Below are 21,395 nucleotides of genomic sequence, written 5' to 3' on the forward strand. Positions count from 1 at the left end.
ATCGAAGTCATGACTGACGGGCCGTTGATCGTGCAGTCCGACAAGACGGTGCTGCTCGAGGTGGATCATGACCTGGCAGGCGCCGCACGCGCGGCGATCGCGCCATTCGCCGAGCTGGAGCGCGCACCCGAGCATGTGCACACCTACCGGATCACGCCGCTGGCGCTGTGGAACGCGCGGGCCGCCGGGCACGACGCCGAACAGGTTGTCGACGCGCTGGTCAGCTTCTCCCGCTACGCGGTGCCCCAGCCGCTGCTGGTCGACATCGTCGACACCATGGCCCGTTACGGCCGACTGCAGTTGGTCAAGAACCCCGCGCACGGTCTGACGCTGGTCAGCTTGGACCGCGCGGTGCTCGAAGAAGTGTTGCGGCACAAGAAGATCGCGCCGATGCTGGGGGCGCGCATCGACGACGACACTGTCGTGGTGCACCCGAGTGAGCGCGGCCGGGTCAAGCAGATGCTGCTCAAGATCGGCTGGCCCGCCGAGGATCTGGCCGGCTACGTCGACGGCGAGGCGCATCCGATCAGCCTGCGCCAGAACGGCTGGCACCTGCGCGACTACCAGGAGATGGCCACCGAATCGTTCTGGTCCGGCGGCTCCGGTGTGGTGGTACTGCCGTGCGGGGCCGGCAAGACACTGGTCGGTGCGGCGGCGATGGCGAAAGCCAGTGCGACGACGCTGATTCTGGTCACCAACACCGTCGCGGGCCGCCAGTGGAAACGCGAGCTGATCGCCCGAACATCCTTGACTGAGAACGAGATCGGCGAATACTCCGGCGAGCGCAAGGAAATCCGGCCGGTCACCATCGCCACCTATCAGGTGATCACCCGTCGCACCAAGGGCGAATATCGGCACCTGGAGCTGTTCGACAGTCGCGACTGGGGGCTGATCATCTACGACGAGGTGCATCTGCTGCCGGCGCCGGTGTTCCGGATGACCGCCGATCTGCAGTCGCGGCGGCGGCTGGGCCTGACCGCCACGCTGATCCGCGAGGACGGTCGCGAAGGCGACGTGTTTTCCCTGATCGGCCCCAAACGCTACGACGCGCCGTGGAAAGACATTGAGGCACAGGGCTGGATCGCGCCGGCGGAATGCGTCGAGGTGCGCGTCACGCTGACCGACAGCGAACGGATGACGTACGCCACCGCCGAGCCCGACGAGCGCTACCGGATTTGTTCGACGGCGCATTCGAAGATCGCGGTGGTCAAATCGATCCTGAGCCGACACCCCGGCGAGCAGACACTGGTGATCGGCGCCTACCTGGATCAACTGGAGGAACTCGGCGAGGTGCTGAACGCGCCGGTGATCCAGGGCTCGACCAAGACCGCTGAGCGTGAGGCGCTGTTCGACGCGTTCCGCCGGGGAGAGATCACCACGCTGGTGGTATCCAAAGTGGCTAACTTCTCCATCGACCTACCGGAAGCCGCTGTAGCAGTTCAGGTTTCGGGCACGTTCGGGTCACGTCAGGAGGAGGCGCAGCGCCTCGGCCGGTTGCTGCGGCCCAAGGCCGACGGCGGCGGCGCCATCTTCTACTCGGTGGTCGCACGCGACAGCCAGGACGCCGAGTACGCCGCACACCGGCAGCGTTTTCTGGCCGAGCAGGGCTACGGCTACGTCATCCGAGACGCGGACGACCTGCTGGGCCCGGCCATTTAGCGCTAGCGCGGACGCAGCGCTACAGCGACACGATGGTCGCCGACGCCGTGCCGGGTGCCCCGTACACCTGCGCCAGGCCCACGCGCGGGTTGCCGGGCACCTGACGCTCGCCCGCCTCGCCGCGCAACTGCCGCACCAGCTCGTGCATCTGCCGCAGCCCCGACGCACCGATCGGCTCGCCGTTGGCGATCAATCCGCCGTCGGTGTTGACTGGCATTGAGCCGTGGATCTCGGTGGCGCCGTCGGCCAGCAATTTCTCCTGCTCGCCGTCGGCGCACAGACCCGTCTCGGCCATGTGGATGACCTCGTTGCCGGCATCGGTGTCCTGCAGTTGGGCCACGTCGACGTCCTCAGGCCCGATACCCGCGGCCTCGTAGGCCGCTTTGGACGCGTAAACCGTTGGGGAAACGTCCTCGTCGAGTGGCGCGAACGTGGCATGCACTTCGTAGGCGCCGTATCGGCGGGTGCGGATTTCGCAGGCTCGCACATAGACCGGCTTGTCGGTGTACTTGTGCGCGATGTCTGCCCGGCACATCACCACGGCGGCGGCACCCTCGTCGGGCGCGCAGAACATGTACTGCGTCAACGGGTAGTTGAGCACAGCCGAGTTGAGGATCTCTTCCTCGGAAAGCGGCTTGCGGCGGAACGCGTTTGGGTTCAGCGCGCCATTGCGGAAGTTCTTGGCGGCCACCTTGGCCAGCGTGGCTTGCGAGATGTTGTGGTCATGAAGGTATTTGTTGGCCTTCATCCCGAAGAACTTGGTGGTGACGAACTGCCCGTTCTGCGCATACCACTGCGGCAGCGCCAGTTTCGCGGGGTCGTCGGTGAACGCGCCGCGCGGATGCTTGTCCAGCCCGATGGCAATCCCGATGTCGTACTTGCCCAACCGGATCGTGTCGGCAGTCTGCTGGATGGCGCTGGCCGCGGTCGCACACGCATTGAACACGTTGGTGAACGTGATGCCCGTCAGTCCGACCAGGCGTGTCACGGCGTCAGGATTGGACACCTCATGGCTGCCGCCGAACCCGAACTGGATGTCCTTCCACTCCACACCCGCATCGGTGAGCGCGGCATGGATGGCCTCGGCGCCCATCTGCATCGCCGTCTTGTCGAACCTGCCAAACGGGTGCAGGCCCACGCCGATGATCGCAACGTCGTTCATTTCCCTGCTCCGATCGGTGCGAACGCGAACGTGACGACCTCGTTGCCCTCGTCGTCAGTAGTAAACGGCACCATGGTCAGCTCGACCTCCTGGACGAACTCCAGCTTGGCCGGATCGTTTTCGGTGAGCCGGCCCTCGACGCGGATGACGTCGCCGAGCTGGACCAGCCCGACACCGAACGGGACGAAATCCTTGCCCGTCGGGCCGGCGTAGGGCGGTCCCGGCGGGAAGCCCTGCGTCGTCCAGGCCACCAACGTGCCCCGCCGCGGCAGCAGCAGCTCGGACATGTCGTCGCCGCTGCACCGCGGGCAACGCTGCTGCACCGGGAACGTGGTGGCGCCGCAGTCGCCGCATTTACTGCCGATGAGCTGCGGGTTGTCGTCCGGCCAGGTCGAAATCTCGGGCGCCAGTGCCTTCTGCATAATCGAACCGTATACCAGCCTTCCGAAAACTGGAAATACCATTCTCCTAACCGGCATGCGGGCACGGTTGCACTAGGTTGGCGACCATGGCGGTCACGGTGTTACTCGAGCTCAGGTTCAAGCCCGACGAGGTCGCGGCGGGGCGCGAACTCATGGGCCGGGCACTGCAAGACACCCGGGCGTTCGACGGCAATGTGCGAACCGATGTGCTCGTCGACGAGGGCGACGAGGCGCACTGGATCATCTACGAACTCTGGGAATCGGTCGAGCATGACGAGGCGTATCGCCGGTTTCGCGCCGGCGAAGGCAAGCTGACGCAGCTTCCACCGCTGTTGGCTGCCCCTCCGGTCAAGACCAGGTATACGACCACCGACCTCTAGCTCAGCGCGGGTATCACCTCGCGCTCGAAGAGCTCGATGCTCGAGCGGTCATACGCGGCCTCGGGGAAGTAGCAGATGACGTAGCCGCAGCCGAGGTCGCGCAGGCGCCCCAGCCGCTCAACCACCTGCTCGGTGGTCCCGGTGGCCGACTCGGGGCCGCTGGTGCCGGCGATCATCGAATCGGCGGCCGACTCGGGCACGTAGCTGACCATCCGGTCGCGGATCCGCTGCAGGCGCTCGTCGACCTCCGCCTGCGAAGAGCCAAGCACGGCATTGACGTTGACCGAGCGCACGATCGCGTCGAAATCGGTGTCCACGTCGCGGCAATGCTGCGCGAGCACTTCGGACTTGTGAGCAAACGCCGACGGCTCGGGCGTGAAATTGGTGTACTGCGCGTATTTGGCGGCGATCCGCAGCGTCACCTTCTCCCCGCCGCCGGCAATCCAGAGCGGAATACCATTGTCCTGCAACGGCTTCGGTGCAACGATCGCGCCGTCGACCTGGTAGTGCTCACCGCTGAAACTGACCTTGCCGTCGCGCCAGGCGTCGCGCATGATCTGCACACCCTCGTCGAGGCGGCCGAGGCGCACCTTCGCCGACGGGAAACCGTAACCGTAAGCGCGCCATTCGTGTTCGTACCAGCCGCCGCCGATGCCCATCTGGATGCGGCCCCCGGAGATGACATCAGCCGTGGCGGCGACCTTGGCCAGGTAGACCGGGTTGCGGTAGCTCATCGCCGTGCACATCTGCCCCAGCTTGATCCGCGACGTCGTCGCCGCATACGCCGACATCAGCGACCACGCCTCGTGGGTGGCTTCGCCGGTCGGCATCGGCACGGTGTGGAAATGGTCGTAGACCCACAACGAATCCCACGCGCTGTCGTCGGCGTATGCCGCCAGATCGCGCATCACCGCCCAGTGTTTGTCGGGTTCGATCCCGACGAGATCCAGCCGCCAGCCCTGGGGGATGAAAAGTCCGAAGCGCATAGCGAGGGACTCTAGATCCCCAGGGCGGCGAGCGCACCTTCCACCGACGCGGCGCGCAGCTTGTTGGCGGGCGCATCCGGGAACTGCATGCAGCAGTCCTGCAGACCACCGAACGCGATCGCCGCGCGAGTGGCCTGCCCAAGCGTCGGCTTTGGCCCAAAGACCAACTTGCCCAGCCGATCGCGCCAGGCAATCACCTTCTCCACCAGACCGAAGTCTTCCAGGATGGCGAATTCCGCCAGCACCACAACGAGATCCCGCCGACGCCGGTAATGAAAGTCGAAATAGCCCTCGAGCAACTCGCGCACGTCCACGCCGTCGCGTGCCTCCTGATCGGCGACAAACCGCTCGCCGTCGTCGATCAACGGCTGCACGATGCTACGCACCAGCTCCTCGCGCGACGGGAAGTGGTAGTACAACGCCGGTTTGGTGATGCCCAACCTGTCGGCGATGTCCTGCAGGCTGGTGCGTTGCACGCCTTGCTGCGCGAACAGCTCTCGGGCGACGTCCTGGATGCGCTCGCGGGTGTCGGAGCGGGGCCTGCTCACCCGGTAAAGCCTACCTTGACTTAACGGTAGGTAAGCCCCATCATGAGCTTACCGATCGTTAAGTAAGGAGACGCGGCATGCGGGTTCTGATCTCGGGCGCGAGCATCGCCGGGCCGGTGTTGGCGTACTGGCTCGACCGGTACGGGTTCGACGTGACCGTCGTCGAGCAAGCGCCGACGTTGCGCAAGACCGGTGGCCACGCCGTCGACCTGTTCCGCCCGGCCATGGAGATCTCGGCGAAGATGGGCGTGCTGCCCCACATCGAAGAACGCGCCACTGAGACCACGCGACTGAGCATCTACCGCGACGGCGCCGCGCGGCCGATCCGCGTCGACCTCACCAAGATCTACCGCGCCGCCTCCGACCGCCACGTCGAGATCATGCGCGACGACCTCAGCGAAATCTATTACAGCGCAGCCGATGTCGAGTACCTATTCGGTGACTCGATCACGGCCATCTCCCCCGACGGCGAGGTGACCTTCGAGCACGCGGCCGGCTCCCGCTTCGACGTCGTAATCGGTGCCGACGGGCTGCATTCCAACGTTCGGCGGCTGGTCTTCGGCGACGATGCCGGCCTCACCCGTTACCTCGGGGGCTACCTGGCGGTGGCGTCGGCGCCGAAAGCCCTTGCGCCCGATGGCGAGATGCTCGGTCAGGTCGAGGTCGGCCGAATCGCCGGCGTCTACAGCGCTCGGCATTTGGACGACGCCCGCGTGCTGTTCATGTTCCACAGCCCCGAACTGCACTACCACCATCGAGATGTGCAACAGCAGAAGGAGTTACTGCGCGACGCGTTCGCCGGCATGCATCCGCGCGTGGACGGCTGGCTCGAGCAGCTCGACACCACGCCGACGTTCTACTTCGACTCGATCACCCAGCTGCAGACCGACAACTGGTCGCGGGCTCGGGTCAGTCTGGTCGGCGACGCCGGCTATTGCCCCGGACCGGCGGTCGGCGGCAGCACCAGCCTCGCGGTGATCGGCGCCTACGTGTTGGCCGGCGAGTTGGCACAGGCACAGGGCGACTACACCAAAGCGTTCGCGGCCTACGAGAAGCGGATGCGCGAACCGGTGCGCCGCAGCCGGGCTTTCGCGCGTGGCGCCGCCAGAACCGTCGTTCCGGGTTCGGCTCCCGCGCTGTGGGTGGTGACGCGCGGGGCGCAACTGGTGTCGGCGCTGCCGACCCCGATCAGCCGCGCCGTCGCCAAGCTCAACACCAAAGGGGTGCGCATGCACGACTCGATACCGGTGCCCGACTACTGACGAGCGCCGGCTGCAGGCCCGCCCATGTCGTCGATCGCTATTAGCCTGTTGCCTATGCCCCTGTCGAAAGACGAACGCGAACAATTTCTTGCCGAACCACACATTGCGGCGCTGTCGGTATACGCCGGCGACAGCCGCGGGCCATTGTCCGTCCCGATCTGGTACCAGTACACGCCCGGCGGCGAGCCGTGGGTGCTGACCGGAGCCGGGTCACGCAAGACGCGGCTCATCGAGGCGGCCGGCTACTTCTCGCTGATGGTCGAACGGCTCGAGCCGACGGTGCGGTATGTCGCGGTCGACGGCCCAGTGAGCCGAATCGAGCCCGGCACCGACGACCACCTCGTCGAGATGACCCGCCGCTACATGCCGCCGGAGAAGGTGGAGCCCTACCTCGACTACGCGCGCAACGAGCTCGGCGAGAGCGTCGCGATCTATCTGCAGCCGCAACACTGGCTTTCCGCCGACCTAGGAGGACTGTGACATGGCTTCTCGGCATTTATTGTTTCGCGTGTTCTACGCACTTGGCTTTACCCCGTGGGACGGACATCCGCTCTCGACGAAGCTGCGAGAACTCGTCGAGGAAACCGACACGCCACCAGGATCGGCACTCGATGTCGGATGCGGCACCGGAGACACCTCCATCTATCTCGCCCAACACGGATGGCAAGTCACGGGAGCGGACTTCACGCCGAAGGCCCTGGACAAGGCCCGTGCCAAGGCCCAGGCCGCGAACGCTACCGTCAACTTTGTCCACGCCGACGTCACGCACTTGCGTCAGGCTGGAATCAATGGACCCTTCCAGTTGATCGTGGACAACGGCTGCTTCCACGGCATGAGCGCGGCCGATCGCGACCTTTACGTCCAAGAGATCAGCGCGGAGGCCGCCCCCGGCTCACGCCTGCTGATGATCGCGTTCAAACCCGGCGGCGGCCCCGGGCCGGCAGGAGTCGAACAGGCCGAGATCGAGCGCCGGTTCACACCCGCGTGGGCGCTACTGGCGGCGGACGACGAACCGCAGTGGACCCCTCAGGGCGGAATCGCCGGCAGGTTTGCGGCTCGATTCAAAGCGCGCAGCTATGTGCTGCAGCGCCAGTAGCTACGGCGAGCAGACGCAGAATCGCGTTGCGAGAGCGTGTTTTACGCGATTCTGCGTCTGCTCGCCAGTTAAGCCCGCATTAAGCCAGTGACGCAGGCGGCAGGAACCGGTCGCCGTATTTGGCCGCCAGCTCGCGAGCCCGGGCGACAAACGCTTGCTTACCCGTGCCGTGCGCGCCCTCATAACCGACGATGTACTGCGCGGTGCCACCAGTCCACGGTGGGAAGCCGATTCCCATGATCGAGCCGATGTTGGCGTCGGCGGTCGACGTCAGCACACCCTCGTCGAGGCACTTCTGAGTTTCCAACGCCTCGGCGAACAGCATCCGGTCGATCATGTCCTGGAGCGGCGGCTGCGACGTACCCGAGTTGAACGTCTCGCGCAGACCCGGCCACAGGCCGACCCGCTTGCCGTCGGCGTACTCGTAGAAACCTTTGCCGGACAACCGACTTGGCCGCCCCAGCTCGATCATCTTCTCGACGACGGCTTCGGCCGGGTGCGGCTCGTAGGTGCCGCCGGCATCCTCGACACCCTTGCGGGTGGCGACGGCGATCTTGTGCATCAGCTCCATGTTGAGCTCGTCGGAGAGCTGCAGCGGCGGCGCCGGGTAGCCGGCTTGCGAGCCGGCCTGCTCGATCGACGCAGGCTCCACACCCTCGCCCAGCATCGCCAGCGCCTCGTTGACGAACGTGCCGATGACGCGGGAGGTAAAGAAGCCGCGGCTGTCGTTGACCACGATCGGGGTCTTGCCGATAGCCAGCGTGTAGTCGAACACCCGGGCCAGCGCCTCGTCAGATGTCTTCTCGCCCTTGATGATCTCGACCAGTGGCATCTTGTCGACCGGCGAGAAGAAGTGGATCCCGATGAAGTCCTCTTGCCGCTTGACACCGGTCGCCAGACCGGTGATCGGCAGCGTCGAGGTGTTGGAGCCGAGCAGCGCGTCGGGCTCGACGATGTCCTCGATCTCCTGGAACACCTTGTGCTTGAGTTCCTGGTTCTCGAACACCGCCTCGATCACGAAGTCCACGCCGGCCAGGTCCGCAGCGTCGCCGGTCGGCTTGATCCGGTCCAGCAGCGCCTTGGACTTCTCTTCGGTGGTGCGGCCCCGCTCCAAAGCCTTGGCCTCGAGCTTTTCCGAGTAGCCCTTGCCTTTAGCGGCGGCTTCCGCGCTCACATCTTTGAGCACCACGTCGAAGCCGGCCTTGGCCGACACGTAGGCGATCCCCGCGCCCATCATCCCGGCGCCCAGCACACCGATCTTCTTGATCGGGGTCTTGCCGATGCCGTCGGGCCGCGAGCCGCCGGAGTTGATGTGCTGCAGGTCGAAGAAGAACGCCTGGATCATGTTCTTGGCCACCTGAGAGGTGACCAGCGAAGCGAAATAACGGCTTTCGATGCGCGTGGCGGTGTCGAAGTCGACTTGCGCGCCCTCGACCGCGGCGGCCAGGATGGCCCGCGGCGCGGGCATCGGCGCGCCCTTGAGCTGCTTGCGCAGGTTCGACGGGAACGACGGCAGGATCGCCGCAAGCGAGGGCGACGAAGGAGTGCCGCCAGGCATCTTGTAGCCCTTGACATCCCACGGCTGCACATGCGCGTCGGGGTTGGCCTTGATCCACGCCTTGGCCGCGGGCACCAGCTCCTCGACCGTCGGCAACACCTCGTCGACCAGACCGATTTCCTTGGCCTTGGCCGGCTTGAACCGCGTGCCCTGTGCCAGGACTGTCACAAAAGCGTTCTGAATACCCAGCATTCGCACGGTGCGGGTCACCCCGCCGCCGCCCGGCAGCAGGCCCAGCGTCACCTCCGGCAGCCCGATCTGGCTGCCCTTGACGTCGGCGGCAATGCGGTGGTGACAAGCCAGCGCGATCTCCAGGCCGCCCCCCAAAGCCGCTCCGTTGATGGCCGCGACGACGGGCTTGCCGAACGTCTCGAGGGTGCGCAGGTCCTTCTTGACCCGTTCGACGGTGTCGAAGAACTGTCCGGCATCCTCGGGTCGCGCCTTGACCATTGCGGTCAGGTCACCGCCGGCGAAGAAGGTCTTCTTGCCGCTGGTGATCACCACACCGGTGATCGAATCCGCTTCGGCGACAAGGCGTTCCACCGCCTTGCCCATCGATTCGATGTAGGCCTCGTTCATCACGTTGGCCGACCCTGACGGGTCGTCCATGGTCAGCGTGACGATGCCGTCGGCGTCCTTGTCCCACTGGATCGTGTTGTCTGCCATGCCTTTAAACCCTCTCGATAATGGTCGCGACGCCCATGCCGCCGCCGATACACAACGTGACCAGCGCGCGTCGCGCCCCCCGTCGCTCCAGTTCGTCGACCATGGTGCCCATGATCATCGCCCCGGTGGCGCCCAGCGGGTGACCCATCGCAATGGCGCCGCCGTTGACGTTGAGCTTCTCGTCGGGGATGTTCAGGTCCTTCTGGAACTTCAGCACCACCGACGCGAACGCCTCGTTGAGCTCGAACAGGTCGATGTCGTCGACGGTCAGGCCGGCCCGGTCGAGCACCTTGCGGGTGGCCGGGGTGGGGCCGGTCAGCATGATCGTCGGCTCGGCGCCGCTGGTGGCGGTGGCAACGATGCGGGCGCGCGGTGTGAGGCCCTGCGACTTCCCGGCGGCCTCGGAGCCGACCAGCACCAGCGCGGCGCCGTCGACAATGCCGGAGCTGTTGCCGCCGGTGTGGACGTGGTTGATCTTCTCGACCCAGTGGTACTTCTGCAGCGCCACGTCGTCGAAACCGCCCAGTGCCGCAACGCCTTCGAAGGCGGGCTTCAGCTTGGCCAGGCCCTCCATCGTCGTGTCGGGCCGCATGTGCTCGTCGTGGTCGAGGATCAGCAGACCGTTCTGGTCGCGGACCGGCACCACCGACTTGGCGAAGTAGCCGCCCGACCATGCCGCCGCGGCCTTTTCCTGGCTGCGCAGCGCGTAGGCGTCGACGTCTTCCCGCGAGAACCCCTCGATGGTGGCGATCAGGTCGGCGCCAATACCTTGCGGGACGAAGCCCAGGTCGTAGTTGGTGGCCGGGTCCAGCGCCCACGCGCCGCCGTCGGAGCCCATCGGCACGCGGCTCATCGACTCCACGCCGCCGGCCAGCACCAGGTCGTCCCAGCCGGAGCGCACCTTCTGCGCGGCGGTGTTGACGGCCTCCAGGCCCGATGCGCAGAAGCGGTTGAGCTGGACACCGCCGGTGGTGTCCGGCAGGCCGGCCGCCAGTACCGCGGTGCGCGCGATGTCGCCGCCCTGGTCGCCCACCGGCGAGACGACGCCGAGGATGACGTCGCTGATCAGCGTTTCGTCCAGGTCGGGGAAGCGTCGGCGCAGTTCGTCGACCAGGCCGACGACCAGGCTCAGCGGCTTGACCTCGTGTAACGACCCGTTGCGCTGCTTGCCGCGTGGCGTGCGGATGGCCTCGTAGATGAAGGCTTCTTCGGACATGGCTGATTCCTCTTCCAAGGGTCGGATCCGTATGCCTGCCACCTTAACAGCAGGCCCCGATCAACCTGTTGGTTGGGAGGCCCGCGACCCCAGCGTGCGGCTGGCCGCACACTCGACACCCAACGTGCGGCTGGCCGCACGCTCGCCGTCCTAAGCTCGACGACCATGACGGTGTCGCGATTGCGGCCATACGCGACGACGGTGTTCGCCGAGATGTCGGCGCTGGCCGCGCGCATCGGCGCGGTCAACCTCGGCCAGGGCTTCCCCGACGAGGACGGCCCGCCGGGAATGCTGAAGGCCGCGCAAGACGCCATCGCCCAAGGCGTCAACCAGTACCCGCCGGGCATCGGTGTCGCCGAGCTGCGCCACGCGATCGCCGCCCAGCGCCAGCGGCACTTCGGCATCGACTACGACCCGGACACCGAGGTGCTGGTGACGGTCGGGGCCACCGAGGCCATCGCCGCCGCGGTGCTCGGACTGGTCGAACCCGGCGACGAGGTCATCTTGATCCAGCCGTTCTACGACTCCTACTCACCTGTGGTGGCGATGGCCGGCGCGCAACGCGTCGTGGTGCCGCTGGTGCCCGACGGTCGTGGCTTCGCGCTGCACGCCGACGCGCTGCGGCATGCGGTGACGCCGCGCACCAGGGCGCTGATCGTCAACTCGCCGCACAATCCGACCGGCATGGTGCTGAGCGCACAAGAACTCAAGGCCATCGCCGAGATAGCCGTCCAAGCAGACCTACTGGTCATCACCGACGAGGTTTACGAGCACCTGGTCTTCGACGGCAAAAGCCACCTTCCGCTGGCCACCTACGACGGGATGGCCGAGCGCACGATCACCATCTCCAGCGCCGCCAAGATGTTCAACTGCACCGGCTGGAAGATCGGATGGGCATGCGGCCCAAGCGAACTCATCGTCGGAGTGCGGTCGGCCAAGCAGTACCTGAGCTATGTGGGCGGCGCGCCATTTCAGCCGGCGGTGGCGCACGCGCTCGACACGGAGGACGACTGGGTGGCCGCGCTGCGCGCGTCGCTGCAATCCCGAAGAGACCGGCTTGCCAACGGGCTGGCCGACATCGGCTTCGAGGTCCACGACAGTGCGGGCACCTACTTTCTGTGCGCCGACCCGCGACCACTGGGCTACGACGACAGCACCAAGTTCTGCGCGTCATTGCCCGAACAGGTCGGGGTGGCGGCGATCCCGATGTCCGCGTTCTGCGACCCGGCGGTCGGTGGACCGTGGAATCACTTGGTGCGGTTCACTTTTGCTAAGCGCGACGACACGCTCGACGAGGCGATCCGGCGCCTGGCGGCCCTACGCTAGCCTTTGCGGCCCATCACCCGCTTGCGCAAACCTTCTGTCGCCGTGCCCAACACGATGTTGCTGGCCCGCTTGACGAGGAACTCCGGAACCGGTCCCGACGGTTCGACGGTGATGTCGAAGCGCACCCTCGTCTTGTCGAGGCCCTCACGTTGCAGCGTGTACTCGACGTGCTGGCCGCGTTGCTGGAACGTCGCCTCGGCGTCCCAGACCACCCAGTCGGGGCCCCAGTGGTATTCGAGGATCTCCTTGTCGACCAGCCCGAAAATCTTGATGGTGGCCCGCACGTGGTGGGGCTTGCCGTCTTCGTAGCGGTCGAGCACCTCGACGTTTTTGTGCACCGGCGACCACGACGTCAAAGTGCTGATGTCGGCCAGCGCTTCCATCACCACCTCGGGCGGCGCGTCGATGACGATTTCCCGTGACGCTTGGACGGCCACGTCGAGGCCTACCTCCGCCGATCCGAACCGACGACGCCCATCACGCGCCTGCGCAATCCTTCGGTCGCGGCATTGAGGATCTTCTTGCGGGCCCGGCTGACCAGAAACTCCGGCAGCGGCGCCGACGGTTCCAGCGTGACCTCGAAGCGCACCCGCGTCTTCTCGAGCCCCTCACGTTGCAGCGTGTACTCGGCATGCTGGCCGTGCTGATGAAGGGTCTTCTCGGCGTCCCACACCACCCAGTCCGGGCCCCAGTGGTATTCGAGCACTTCCTTGTCGACGATGCCGACCACCTTGACCGTGACCTTCACGTGGTGCGGCCGGCCGTCGGGATAGGTATCGATGACCTCGGCGCGCTTGTGCACCGACGACCAAGTCGGCACTGAGCCGAGATCGGCCAGCGCCTCCATGATTTCTTCCGGCGGCGCGTCGATGACAATTTCCCGCGATGCTCGTACGGCCACTATTCCCAACGTAGCCCCGCGACCGGATGTAGAGGGCAGATCCGCGATTACCAGCCGATTTCGTCCAACGGCGTGGTGCCCGTCGGCGGCGCACCGACCGCTGCGGTCCGGGTGCGGGAGAACCGCGGCGCCGGCGCGGCCTGTTCGACGCCGTGGGCGCGGATCACCGTGGCCCGCTCGGTCATGTGCGGATCGGCGGCCGCCTCGCTCCACGTCAGCACCGGGGTGACGCACGCGTCGGTGCCGGCGAAAATCTCGGCCCACTCGTCGCGGGTCTTGCCGGCGAACCGCTCGGTGAAGACGGCCAACATCCGCGGATACGAACCGATCTCGAGCTGCCCCGGCACCTCGTCGGCCGACAACCCCAGCCCGGCCAGCAATGCGGCGAAGAACTGCGGCTCGATGGCGCCGACGGCGACGTACTTGCCGTCCGCGGTCTCGTAGCAGCGGTAGAACGGGGCGCCGCCGTCGAGCAGGAACGACTCGCGTTGGTCGCGCAGCGCGCCGGTCGAGCGCATGGTCCACATCATCTGCGCCAGCACGCTGACGCCGTCGACCATCGCGGCGTCGACCACCTGCCCCTGCCCGGAGCGCTCCCGTTCGTAGAGCGCGGCCACGATGCCCAGCAGCACGAACATCGACCCGCCGCCGAAGTCGGCGACCAGGTTCAGCGGCGGCATCGGCGGCCGGTCGCGGTACCCGAGCGACGACAGCGCCCCGGTCTGCGACAGATAGTTGATGTCGTGGCCGGCCGTACTGGCACGCGGCCCGTCCTGGCCCCATCCGGTGATCCGCGCGAAGATCAGCCGCGGGTTGACCGCCGCGCACTCCTCAGGGCCGATGCCGAGCCGTTCACACGTGCCGGGCCGGAAGCAGTCCAACAGCACATCGGCCTTGGCGGCCAGGTCCAGCAACAGCTGCGGCTGGGTCTTGACGTCGAGGTCGACGATTCGCTTGCCGCGGTGCAGCAGGTCGCGGTCCTCGGCCGGCATCGTGAGCCCGCCGGGGCGGCGCACCCGCACGACGTCGGCGCCCAGATCCGCAAGCACCATCCCGGCATGCGGCCCTGGCCCGATGCCGCCGAGTTCGATGACCCGCACACCGGCCAACGGGCCGGTCATTTGCCTTTCTTCACGCTCAGCACGCGCTTGCGCAATCCCTCGGTGGAGGTGTCCATCACTCCCTTGATGGTGCGTTTGAGCAGGAACCCAGGCAGTGGAACCATCGGGTCGATCGTGATGTTGAACTTCACCCGCGTCTTGTCGCCCTCGGGTATCAGCGTGTACGTGGCGTCCTGGGCGCGCTGCTGGCCGGCGCTTACCAGGGTCCAGCTGACGGTGTTCTCGCCCCAGGTGTAGGCCACCACCTGCTCGTCGGTGATGCCGGCCGCTTTGACTTTCATCTTCGCCACGCTGGGCCGCCCGTCGTCGCCCCGCTCGACCACCTCGGAGCTCTGATGCGACGACGACCACTCGGTCAGCGACTCCAGATCGGCGATGACGTCCAGGATCTCTTCGGGGGTTGCTTCGATGACTACTTCGCGGGATTCCTTGATGGCCATGGTCCGCACCATAGCGAGGCGCCGTCTGATCTGGGGTGTTTTCGGCCGGGCGTACCGTCGATGCCGTGACTGCTGCCTACACCGTCGGTGATTACCTGCTCGACCGTCTCGCCGAACTCGGCGTGTCCGAAATCTTCGGTGTTCCCGGCGACTACAACCTGGAGTTCCTCGACCACATCGTCGCGCACCCCGACGTCCGGTGGGTGGGCAACGCGAACGAGCTCAACGCCGGCTACGCCGCCGACGGCTACGGGCGGCTGCGTGGAATGTCTGCTGTGGTAACGACATTCGGCGTAGGCGAGCTCTCGGCAACCAACGCGATAGCGGGCAGCTACGCCGAGCACGTGCCGGTCCTGCACATCGTCGGCGGGCCATCGAAAGACGCGCAGGGCACCCGCCGCGCGCTGCATCATTCGCTGGGCGACGGCGATTTCGAGCACTTCTTTCGAATGAGCCGGGAAATCACCTGCGCCCAAGCCAATCTCATGCCGGCCACGGCGACCCGGGAGATCGATAGGGTGCTGTGCGAGGTGCGGGAGCAGAAGCGGCCCGGCTACCTGCTGCTGCCCACCGACGTGGCGCGCTTCGAAGTCGAGCGGCCCACCGCACCGCTGCCCCACTACACCGGTGGGACCAGTCCGCGTGCGCTGGCTCATTTCACCGAAGCCGCAACCGAACTCATTGCGGATCACCAAGTCACCGTGCTCGCGGACTACCTCGTCCACCGCCTCGACGCAATCCCACAACTCGAGGCGCTGCTTGCCGCCGACGAGGTGCCGCACGCCACTTTGATGTGGGGCAAGAGCCTGGTCGACGAGAGCTCCCCCAATTTCCTGGGGATCTACGCTGGCGCGGCCAGCGACGAACCGGTTCGCCGCGCGATCGAAGACGCACCGGTGCTGCTGACTGCCGGGGTGGTGTTCACCGATATGGTCAGCGGCTTCTTCAGCCAACGCATCGATCCGGCGTGCACCATCGACGTCGGCGCGCAGCAGAGCACCGTCGGGACCCAGGTGTTCGCGCCGCTGGAGATGGAGGCGGCGCTGGACGCCGTCACCACGATCCTCACCCGGCGCGGGGTCAGCTCGCCGCCGGTGGTCTCGACGGACGGCGGTGAGCCGCCGCAGCTTCCGCCGCCCGACACGGCGCTCACCCAAAAAGCGTTGTGGGACAGGTTCTGTCAGGCGCTGACCCCCGGCAATGTGGTGCTGGCTGATCAGGGCACCTCGTTTTACGGCATGGCGGGCCATCGGCTTCCGCGCGGGGTGACCTTCATCGGTCAACCACTGTGGGGGTCGATCGGATACACGCTGCCCGCCACACTCGGGGCGGGACTGGCGCATCGCGACCGCAGACCGGTGCTGCTGATCGGCGACGGGGCCGCACAGTTGACCGTGCAGGAACTGGGCACCTTTTCTCGCGAAGGACTCTCACCGGTCATCGTGCTGGTCAACAACGACGGCTATACCGTCGAGCGGATGATTCACGGAAAGACGGCCCCCTACAACGACATTGTGCGCTGGAACTGGGCCGAGATTCCGGGCGCGCTGGGCGTGACCGATCATCTGACGTTCCGGGCGCAGACCTATGGTGAACTCGACGCGGCGCTCACCGCCGCCGCCGCCCATCAAGACCGGATGGTGCTCATCGAGGCCGTCGTACCACGACTCGACGCCCCCGATCTGCTGGCCGAGCTGACCAAACCCACGTCACCGGACGGGAGTGCGCGTCGCTGAGTCGCTTGATGCGCCAAGGATTGCGCGCAACGTGTGCCGGCAGCGGCCACACTCCGCGCCGGCGCCGCATGCCTCGGCGATCTGCTTGGTGCTCGACGCACCTTGGGCGACAACCTCGGCCACCTTGTTGTTGGTGATCCCGTTGCACAAGCAGACGAACATCACCGCCCCGCCTCGATACGCATCACGTCGACGAATCTGCCGACGAACAACGGCGGATAGGCGCCGGTTCCCGGCCCGCTCATCCATTCGGCCGCGGGGTCGGGCTGGTCGATCCAGTGCTGCGCCGTGGCCTCGTCGTCGAATTCCTGCAGGATCATCACTTCCTGCCCGTCGTCGAAAGCCTGGAACAGCCACGTCTTTCGGATGCCTGCTGCGGTGAACCGGTCCCAGGCGGCCCGGACTCCGGTGGTCAGCGTGGCCACGCTGTCGACGGGTGCGACAGCGGCCAGCACGATCCCGGGCGCATGCGGCTCGGAAGCCCGGGACGAATCGAACCGTTCGACGATTTCGCCGGCGAATACCGCCGGAATGTCATCGACACCGACTGCGTCGAACCAGTCGAAGAACACCCGCGACCGCAGCAGCTCGACGATCGGCTCCCGGCTGCGCACGCCGATCGTGACGAGGACGCGTCCGTAGTCCTGTGTCGACTTGTACAGCAGAACGTGGTGGGCGCCGATGTCGGCGAGGGCCGATTTGCGGCGTTGCAGCAGCGGCCACACCCGATCCGGATCCGGAACCCGGTAATCCGACGCGAGCACCATCGAGTGCGAGTTGAGGTCGGCGGTGCTCACCGGAGTTGGTCCTTCATCACCTTGCCGGTGGCGTTCAGCGGCAGCTCGTCGAGAAACTCGATCGATCGCGGCGCTTTGAATCCGGCCATCCGCTCGCGGCACCATGCGATCAAATCGTTTTCGGACACCGGTGATTTCGGCACGACGAAGGCCTTGCCCACCTGGCCGAGTCGCTGGTCGGGAACACCGATCACGGCGGCCTGGGCAACCGCGGGGTGTTCCAGTAAAAAGCTCTCGATCTCGGCCGGATAGGCATTGAACCCGCCGACGATGAACATGTCCTTTTTGCGCCCGTCGATCCGTAGCCGTCCCGCCGCGTTCAGCGTACCCAGATCGCCAGTGTGCAACCAGCCTTCGGCGTCGATTGCTTGTTCGGTTGCGACGGGGTCGCCGAAATACCCCTGCATGACGCCGTATCCGCGGACGAGGACCTCACCGTCGTCGGCGATACGCACTTCGACCCCGTCGCAGGGCAGGCCCGCGGTGGTGGCCACATCTTCGAAGGAGTCGCCGGGGCGTGACAGCGTGACGTTGCCGGCCTCGGTGAGCCCGTATCCGGTCATCAACGTCTGGAACGGCAATTCGCCGTGGATGCGGCGGACCAGTTCGACGGGGATGTCGGCGGCACCGGTCACGCCCGCCCGCAACGTCGACAGCTTGTCCTTGTCGCGGACCGTCAACAACGAGTGGTACAGCGTCGGCGGCCCGGGCAGCATCGTGATGCGTTCGCGCGCTATCAGTTCCACCACTGCGTCGAGGTCGAACACAGCGACGGGCACCATCGTCGCGCCGCGCAAAAAGGACGTGATCAGTCCCGCTTTCAAACCGAATGTGTGGAAGTACGGATTGATCTGCAGATAGCGGTCGCCCTCGCGCAGGGCCGCAAGGGTGGCCCACTCGTCGTACATCCGCAGCGTCTGTTGGTGATTCATCATCGCGCCCTTCGGGCGGCCCGTGGTGCCCGAGGTGAAGATGACGTCGGCGATGTCGGTGCCACTCACGGCCCGTTCGAATGGCGAACCGCTGGCAAGGAAGTCGGATTTCAGATCGATGACCGGGATACCTGCGGGCGCCGTGTAGTCCTGGGCCAAAAAACCCTTCTGCACCAGGACTGCCCTGGCTCCGCTGCGCGCGATGATGTCGCCGGCTTCTTCGGTCTTGAACCGCGTGTTGACCGGGACCAGCACCCCGCCCGCGGTGAGCAAGCCGAACGCCGCGATGATCCACTCGGCGCTGTTGGGCGCCCAGACGGCAACCCGATCACCCTTGCCGACTCCGAGGTCAGCGAAAGCGCCTGCGGCGCAGCGGATTCGTTCGACAAGTTGCGCAAAGGTGAGGCGCAGCGGACCGTCGACAACTGCTTCCGCGTCGCAGAACCGGTCCGCCGCGCTCAAGACCATCTCGGGGATGGTCCTCCAAGTCCCGATTGGCCGGCTCCTCCTCATCGCGCTACGCGGCCCCCTCGCCGCTACGCGGCTGGGGGTACCCCCACTGCATCGACTACCGCCCGGATGTCACACCGTGACGAGTCGACCGAGGTTGCCGCCCATGATCTTTGCCTGATCCTCGACGGGCAGGTGCGACAGCGCGTTGACGTAGTAGGTCGGCTCCGCCAGCCCTTCTGGGTGCGGCCAGTCCGAGCCGTACAAGACCTGATCCACGCCGACGAGGTTGACCAGATCGTCGATGCCGTCCTCGAAGAACGGGCTGACATGGATGCGGTTCTTGACCATCTCGACCGGGTCGCTCGGGAACGCTTCCGGGGCCTTGCGGAAGACTTCGGCCAGGCCGTCCAGCAACGGGGTCATCCACTTCGATCCGGCCTCGACGATCGCGACCTTCAGCTTGGGATGGCGGTAGAGCGCGCCGTGGATCACCCAGGACGCGACCGAGTCCTGGATCGGCCGCCACTCGTTGAGGATGCCCATCGCGTTGGTCTGGAACGGCAGCATCTCCTGGTCGGCGCCGTCCCACTCGGAGGTGTAGCGGGAGTAGCCGCTGTCGGACGAGTGCATGCCGACCAGCACGTCGTGCTCGACGACCCGCTCCCAGAACGGGTCGAACTCGGGCAGCGCGAACGACCGGGGGCCGCGGAAGCCGGGAACCGGCGCCGGGCGGACCAGGATCGCGCGGGCACCGCGCTTGACCACCCACTCCAGCTCCTCGATCGCCTTCTCCACGATCGGCAAGGTGATGACCGGGGTGGTGAAGATCCGGTTCTGGTAGTTGAAGCCCCAGACCTCGTCGAGCCATTGGTTCAGCGCATGGATCAGGACGTGGATGGCGACTGGGTCGTCGCGCAGCCGCTCCTCGATCAGGCTGGCCAGCGTCGGGAACATCAGGGTGCGGTCCAGGCCCAGCTCGTTCATCTTCTCCAGGCGCGGGCCGGGCTCGAAGAACGCGGGGATCGCGCGCATCGGCTCGCCGAACAGCTCGCGCTTGCTCTTGCCGTCCGGGTTGCCGTACTTGAAGTACTCCTCCCAGGCGCCCGGCCGGGCGACGACCTCGAAGGTGGGGTTGGGAATGTAGTTGCTGATCACCCCGCGCAGCGCGATCTTGGTGCGCCCGTTGATCTGCACGTACTGGACGAAGTCCTTGTACTCCTTGGGCAGGAACTTGGTCAGCGCCTCCGGCGGCTCGTAGAGATGGTTATCGGCGTCGAAAATCGGAAACGGGACGTCTTCCCGGTGCGACAACTGCCCCATGAAATCCTCCTTCGCAGTTTGGGAGAATACTATTCTCACGCTGAGCCTATCGCAACGCCGGGTCGCAGTGGCCGCCCTGGGATCGGCGCCTGGCCAGCGCGACGGCGATGCTATTCTCCGCTGAAGAGAATGCCAATATCGCACGATGGAGCGCCGCGGATGGTCGACCTGGAGTTCGACGACGGGCTTGCGGTGCTCACGATCGACCGCCCGCACGCGCGCAACGCCATCTCCCTGGACACCATGGACCAGTTGGACAAGGCGCTCGACGCGGCCGAAGGAGCCCGCGCGCTGGCCATCACCGGCGCGGGTGATCGTGCATTCGTGTCGGGCGGGGACCTCAAAGAGCTCAGCGCGATCAGGACCGAGGACGACGCGGCGGCAATGGCGCGACGGATGCGGTCGATCTGCGATCGGCTGGCCGGTTTTCCGGCGCCGGTGATCGCCGCGCTCAACGGCCACGCGCTGGGCGGCGGCGCCGAGGTGGCCGTCGCCGCCGACATCCGGCTGGCCGCCGACGACATCAAGATCGGTTTCAACCAGGTGACGCTGGAGATCATGCCGGCCTGGGGCGGCGCGGAAAGACTGGCCGCGCTGGTGGGCAAGAGCCGGGCGCTGCTGCTGGCGGGGACGGGAACCGTGCTCGACGCCGCCGAGGCCGAACGCATCGGATTGGTCGATCGGGTGTTGCCGCGGTCCACCTTCGACGATGATTGGCGAATGATCGCCCGCGCGTTGGCCAGCCGCCCGGCCGGTGAGATCAAGCGTGTGGTGGGCGGGGTTTCCCCCGACGAAGCGGTGCAGGCCTTCGCGCGGCTGTGGGTGAGCGACGCTCACTGGCAGGCCGCGGATCGAGTGATGAACCGCGGCAACAATTCTCGGGCTGGAGGTGCGACGTGACAGCCATCGGTAGGGCACTCACGATGTCGGCAGTCCTGTTGGCGGCCACAAGCGTCGCCGCACCGGCGCGCGCCGACGACACCGTCGTCAAGCATCACGTCAAGTACACGGTGTCGGCGGCCAAACCGATCTACACCGACATCTATTACCTCGATCAGGAACCGGCGATCTTCTCCGACTACAGCCACAACCCGTATCAGTTCGTGCCCAACGTCAAAGTCGACATCTCGCCGGGCCACCCGTGGAGCTACGAGCTCGACCTGGCCAAACCTGAGGTCTGGGCGATGGTCACGGCCAGCACCGGCACCGAACCCGGCACACCAGGTTTGCACTGCGATCTAACGGTCGACGGCAAGGTCGTGGTGTCAAAGGACGGCCCCAAAGGTGTGCTCTGCTCGATACGTCACTGGTGAGGATGGCACGGCGTGCCGTTACCCGCTGTTCGGTTACTGAGGACTGAGTCACCAGCGGCGCTCTTCATCGGACACTGCATGGCGCGCTCTTGACAGTCACT

Annotated in this window: 23 protein-coding genes; 9 read left to right on the top strand and 14 right to left on the bottom strand. The window is 66.2% G+C overall.

From position 1 onward, the window contains the following. The first annotated feature begins 9 nt into the window (after positions 1-9). Complete coding sequence (locus MFM001_RS22795) at positions 10-1,659, top strand: DNA repair helicase XPB (protein ID WP_116377532.1); 1,650 nt, start codon at positions 10-12, stop codon at positions 1,657-1,659. A gap of 19 nt (positions 1,660-1,678) precedes the next feature. Here the strand turns inward: MFM001_RS22795 and MFM001_RS22800 are convergent, their stop codons facing one another. Then, complete coding sequence (locus MFM001_RS22800; RefSeq protein ID WP_116377533.1) at positions 1,679-2,821, bottom strand: thiolase family protein; 1,143 nt, start codon at positions 2,819-2,821, stop codon at positions 1,679-1,681. Further along, positions 2,818-3,243, bottom strand: coding sequence for a Zn-ribbon domain-containing OB-fold protein (locus MFM001_RS22805; protein WP_116377534.1), 426 nt, complete (start codon positions 3,241-3,243; stop codon positions 2,818-2,820). The genes MFM001_RS22800 and MFM001_RS22805 overlap by 4 nt, the downstream gene beginning before the upstream one ends. A gap of 86 nt (positions 3,244-3,329) precedes the next feature. On the opposite strand from MFM001_RS22805, the gene MFM001_RS22810 reads away from it, so the two are divergent. Further along, positions 3,330-3,623, top strand: a complete 294-nt coding sequence (locus MFM001_RS22810) for a putative quinol monooxygenase (RefSeq protein WP_116377535.1) — start codon at positions 3,330-3,332, stop codon at positions 3,621-3,623. Here the strand turns inward: MFM001_RS22810 and MFM001_RS22815 are convergent. Continuing rightward, the gene (locus MFM001_RS22815; RefSeq protein ID WP_116377536.1) at positions 3,620-4,609 is read right to left on the bottom strand and encodes an LLM class F420-dependent oxidoreductase; all 990 of its coding nucleotides are present in this window, start codon (positions 4,607-4,609) and stop codon (positions 3,620-3,622) included. The genes MFM001_RS22810 and MFM001_RS22815 overlap by 4 nt on opposite strands. An 11-nt stretch (positions 4,610-4,620) precedes the next feature. Then, complete coding sequence (locus tag MFM001_RS22820; protein WP_116377537.1) at positions 4,621-5,157, bottom strand: TetR/AcrR family transcriptional regulator; 537 nt, start codon at positions 5,155-5,157, stop codon at positions 4,621-4,623. 77 nt (positions 5,158-5,234) lie between these two features. Between MFM001_RS22820 and MFM001_RS22825 the strand changes: the two genes are divergently transcribed. From MFM001_RS22825 to MFM001_RS22835, 3 genes are read left to right on the top strand one after another with little or no spacing between them, the layout of a single operon-like run. Beyond that, on the top strand, positions 5,235-6,419 hold the full coding sequence (locus MFM001_RS22825; RefSeq protein WP_116377538.1) for an FAD-dependent monooxygenase: 1,185 nt from the start codon (positions 5,235-5,237) through the stop codon (positions 6,417-6,419). A gap of 54 nt (positions 6,420-6,473) precedes the next feature. Beyond that, positions 6,474-6,899 carry a pyridoxamine 5'-phosphate oxidase family protein gene (locus MFM001_RS22830; protein ID WP_116377539.1) on the top strand — a complete coding sequence of 142 codons (426 nt, stop codon included), beginning with the start codon at positions 6,474-6,476 and terminating at the stop codon, positions 6,897-6,899. Between the two features lies 1 nt (position 6,900). Continuing rightward, positions 6,901-7,515, top strand: coding sequence for a bifunctional 2-polyprenyl-6-hydroxyphenol methylase/3-demethylubiquinol 3-O-methyltransferase UbiG (locus MFM001_RS22835; RefSeq protein ID WP_116377540.1), 615 nt, complete (start codon positions 6,901-6,903; stop codon positions 7,513-7,515). A gap of 79 nt (positions 7,516-7,594) precedes the next feature. On the opposite strand, the gene MFM001_RS22840 is transcribed toward MFM001_RS22835, so the two are convergent. Both MFM001_RS22840 and MFM001_RS22845 read right to left on the bottom strand, forming a co-directional pair. Further along, positions 7,595-9,739 (bottom strand): 3-hydroxyacyl-CoA dehydrogenase NAD-binding domain-containing protein, encoded by a 2,145-nt coding sequence (locus MFM001_RS22840; protein ID WP_116377541.1) that lies wholly within the window; start codon positions 9,737-9,739, stop codon positions 7,595-7,597. Positions 9,740-9,743: 4 nt separating this feature from the next. Further along, positions 9,744-10,955 carry an acetyl-CoA C-acetyltransferase gene (locus MFM001_RS22845; protein ID WP_116377542.1) on the bottom strand — a complete coding sequence of 404 codons (1,212 nt, stop codon included), beginning with the start codon at positions 10,953-10,955 and terminating at the stop codon, positions 9,744-9,746. Positions 10,956-11,120: 165 nt separating this feature from the next. Here MFM001_RS22845 and MFM001_RS22850 point away from each other — a divergent pair, with 165 nt between their 5' ends. Further along, the gene (locus tag MFM001_RS22850; protein WP_116377543.1) at positions 11,121-12,281 is read left to right on the top strand and encodes a pyridoxal phosphate-dependent aminotransferase; all 1,161 of its coding nucleotides are present in this window, start codon (positions 11,121-11,123) and stop codon (positions 12,279-12,281) included. Here the strand turns inward: MFM001_RS22850 and MFM001_RS22855 are convergent. The 4 genes from MFM001_RS22855 to MFM001_RS22870 are packed head-to-tail and all read right to left on the bottom strand — an operon-like array spanning position 12,278 to position 14,743. Continuing rightward, positions 12,278-12,718, bottom strand: coding sequence for an SRPBCC family protein (locus tag MFM001_RS22855; RefSeq protein ID WP_116377544.1), 441 nt, complete (start codon positions 12,716-12,718; stop codon positions 12,278-12,280). The two genes, MFM001_RS22850 and MFM001_RS22855, sit on opposite strands and share 4 nt — an antisense overlap. Positions 12,719-12,726: 8 nt before the next feature. Beyond that, the gene (locus MFM001_RS22860) at positions 12,727-13,182 is read right to left on the bottom strand and encodes an SRPBCC family protein (protein ID WP_116377545.1); all 456 of its coding nucleotides are present in this window, start codon (positions 13,180-13,182) and stop codon (positions 12,727-12,729) included. Between the two features lie 47 nt (positions 13,183-13,229). Beyond that, entirely contained in the window at positions 13,230-14,303 is a 1,074-nt protein-coding gene (locus MFM001_RS22865; protein ID WP_116377546.1) for a CaiB/BaiF CoA-transferase family protein, read from the bottom strand. Further along, positions 14,300-14,743, bottom strand: a complete 444-nt coding sequence (locus MFM001_RS22870) for an SRPBCC family protein (RefSeq protein ID WP_116377565.1) — start codon at positions 14,741-14,743, stop codon at positions 14,300-14,302. Before MFM001_RS22870 ends, MFM001_RS22865 begins: the two co-directional genes overlap by 4 nt. 65 nt (positions 14,744-14,808) lie before the next feature. On the opposite strand from MFM001_RS22870, the gene MFM001_RS22875 reads away from it, so the two are divergent. Continuing rightward, positions 14,809-16,479, top strand: a complete 1,671-nt coding sequence (locus MFM001_RS22875; RefSeq protein ID WP_238159347.1) for an alpha-keto acid decarboxylase family protein — start codon at positions 14,809-14,811, stop codon at positions 16,477-16,479. Here MFM001_RS22875 and MFM001_RS22880 read toward each other — a convergent pair. The 4 genes from MFM001_RS22880 to MFM001_RS22895 form a co-directional block, all read right to left on the bottom strand. Continuing rightward, positions 16,453-16,641 carry a bacterioferritin-associated ferredoxin gene (locus tag MFM001_RS22880; protein ID WP_116377548.1) on the bottom strand — a complete coding sequence of 63 codons (189 nt, stop codon included), beginning with the start codon at positions 16,639-16,641 and terminating at the stop codon, positions 16,453-16,455. The genes MFM001_RS22875 and MFM001_RS22880 overlap by 27 nt on opposite strands. Further along, positions 16,641-17,276, bottom strand: coding sequence for a fatty-acid--CoA ligase (locus tag MFM001_RS22885; protein WP_116377549.1), 636 nt, complete (start codon positions 17,274-17,276; stop codon positions 16,641-16,643). Before MFM001_RS22885 ends, MFM001_RS22880 begins: the two co-directional genes overlap by 1 nt. Next, the gene (locus tag MFM001_RS22890) at positions 17,273-18,721 is read right to left on the bottom strand and encodes a FadD3 family acyl-CoA ligase (protein ID WP_116377550.1); all 1,449 of its coding nucleotides are present in this window, start codon (positions 18,719-18,721) and stop codon (positions 17,273-17,275) included. The genes MFM001_RS22885 and MFM001_RS22890 overlap by 4 nt, the downstream gene beginning before the upstream one ends. A gap of 69 nt (positions 18,722-18,790) precedes the next feature. Beyond that, positions 18,791-19,981 (bottom strand): amidohydrolase family protein, encoded by a 1,191-nt coding sequence (locus tag MFM001_RS22895; RefSeq protein WP_116377551.1) that lies wholly within the window; start codon positions 19,979-19,981, stop codon positions 18,791-18,793. A gap of 159 nt (positions 19,982-20,140) precedes the next feature. Between MFM001_RS22895 and MFM001_RS22900 the strand changes: the two genes are divergently transcribed. Both MFM001_RS22900 and MFM001_RS24995 read left to right on the top strand, forming a co-directional pair. Next, on the top strand, positions 20,141-20,881 hold the full coding sequence (locus MFM001_RS22900; protein ID WP_116377552.1) for an enoyl-CoA hydratase/isomerase family protein: 741 nt from the start codon (positions 20,141-20,143) through the stop codon (positions 20,879-20,881). A gap of 23 nt (positions 20,882-20,904) precedes the next feature. Further along, positions 20,905-21,294: a hypothetical protein gene (locus tag MFM001_RS24995; protein WP_238159351.1), complete on the top strand. Its 390-nt coding sequence runs from the start codon at positions 20,905-20,907 to the stop codon at positions 21,292-21,294. Positions 21,295-21,395: the final 101 nt, after the last annotated feature.

It is taken from the genome of Mycobacterium sp. MFM001 (assembly GCF_003402475.1).
GTDB lineage: Bacteria > Actinomycetota > Actinomycetes > Mycobacteriales > Mycobacteriaceae > Mycobacterium.

Bases quoted from the DNA above. Each gene is read 5' to 3' on its own strand.
- MFM001_RS22850 (WP_116377543.1), top strand. From the start codon at position 11,121: ATGACGGTGTCGCGATTGCGGCCATACGCGACGACGGTGTTCGCCGAG.
- MFM001_RS22870 (WP_116377565.1), bottom strand. From the start codon at position 14,743: ATGGCCATCAAGGAATCCCGCGAAGTAGTCATCGAAGCAACCCCCGAA.
- MFM001_RS22810 (WP_116377535.1), top strand. From the start codon at position 3,330: ATGGCGGTCACGGTGTTACTCGAGCTCAGGTTCAAGCCCGACGAGGTC.
- MFM001_RS22825 (WP_116377538.1), top strand. From the start codon at position 5,235: ATGCGGGTTCTGATCTCGGGCGCGAGCATCGCCGGGCCGGTGTTGGCG.
- MFM001_RS22900 (WP_116377552.1), top strand. From the start codon at position 20,141: ATGGTCGACCTGGAGTTCGACGACGGGCTTGCGGTGCTCACGATCGAC.
- MFM001_RS22845 (WP_116377542.1), bottom strand. From the start codon at position 10,955: ATGTCCGAAGAAGCCTTCATCTACGAGGCCATCCGCACGCCACGCGGC.
- MFM001_RS22830 (WP_116377539.1), top strand. From the start codon at position 6,474: ATGCCCCTGTCGAAAGACGAACGCGAACAATTTCTTGCCGAACCACAC.
- MFM001_RS22805 (WP_116377534.1), bottom strand. From the start codon at position 3,243: ATGCAGAAGGCACTGGCGCCCGAGATTTCGACCTGGCCGGACGACAAC.
- MFM001_RS24995 (WP_238159351.1), top strand. From the start codon at position 20,905: ATGTCGGCAGTCCTGTTGGCGGCCACAAGCGTCGCCGCACCGGCGCGC.
- MFM001_RS22840 (WP_116377541.1), bottom strand. From the start codon at position 9,739: ATGGCAGACAACACGATCCAGTGGGACAAGGACGCCGACGGCATCGTC.
- MFM001_RS22815 (WP_116377536.1), bottom strand. From the start codon at position 4,609: ATGCGCTTCGGACTTTTCATCCCCCAGGGCTGGCGGCTGGATCTCGTC.
- MFM001_RS22795 (WP_116377532.1), top strand. From the start codon at position 10: ATGACTGACGGGCCGTTGATCGTGCAGTCCGACAAGACGGTGCTGCTC.
- MFM001_RS22890 (WP_116377550.1), bottom strand. From the start codon at position 18,721: ATGAGGAGGAGCCGGCCAATCGGGACTTGGAGGACCATCCCCGAGATG.
- MFM001_RS22895 (WP_116377551.1), bottom strand. From the start codon at position 19,981: ATGGGGCAGTTGTCGCACCGGGAAGACGTCCCGTTTCCGATTTTCGAC.
- MFM001_RS22865 (WP_116377546.1), bottom strand. From the start codon at position 14,303: ATGACCGGCCCGTTGGCCGGTGTGCGGGTCATCGAACTCGGCGGCATC.
- MFM001_RS22835 (WP_116377540.1), top strand. From the start codon at position 6,901: ATGGCTTCTCGGCATTTATTGTTTCGCGTGTTCTACGCACTTGGCTTT.
- MFM001_RS22800 (WP_116377533.1), bottom strand. From the start codon at position 2,821: ATGAACGACGTTGCGATCATCGGCGTGGGCCTGCACCCGTTTGGCAGG.
- MFM001_RS22880 (WP_116377548.1), bottom strand. From the start codon at position 16,641: ATGTTCGTCTGCTTGTGCAACGGGATCACCAACAACAAGGTGGCCGAG.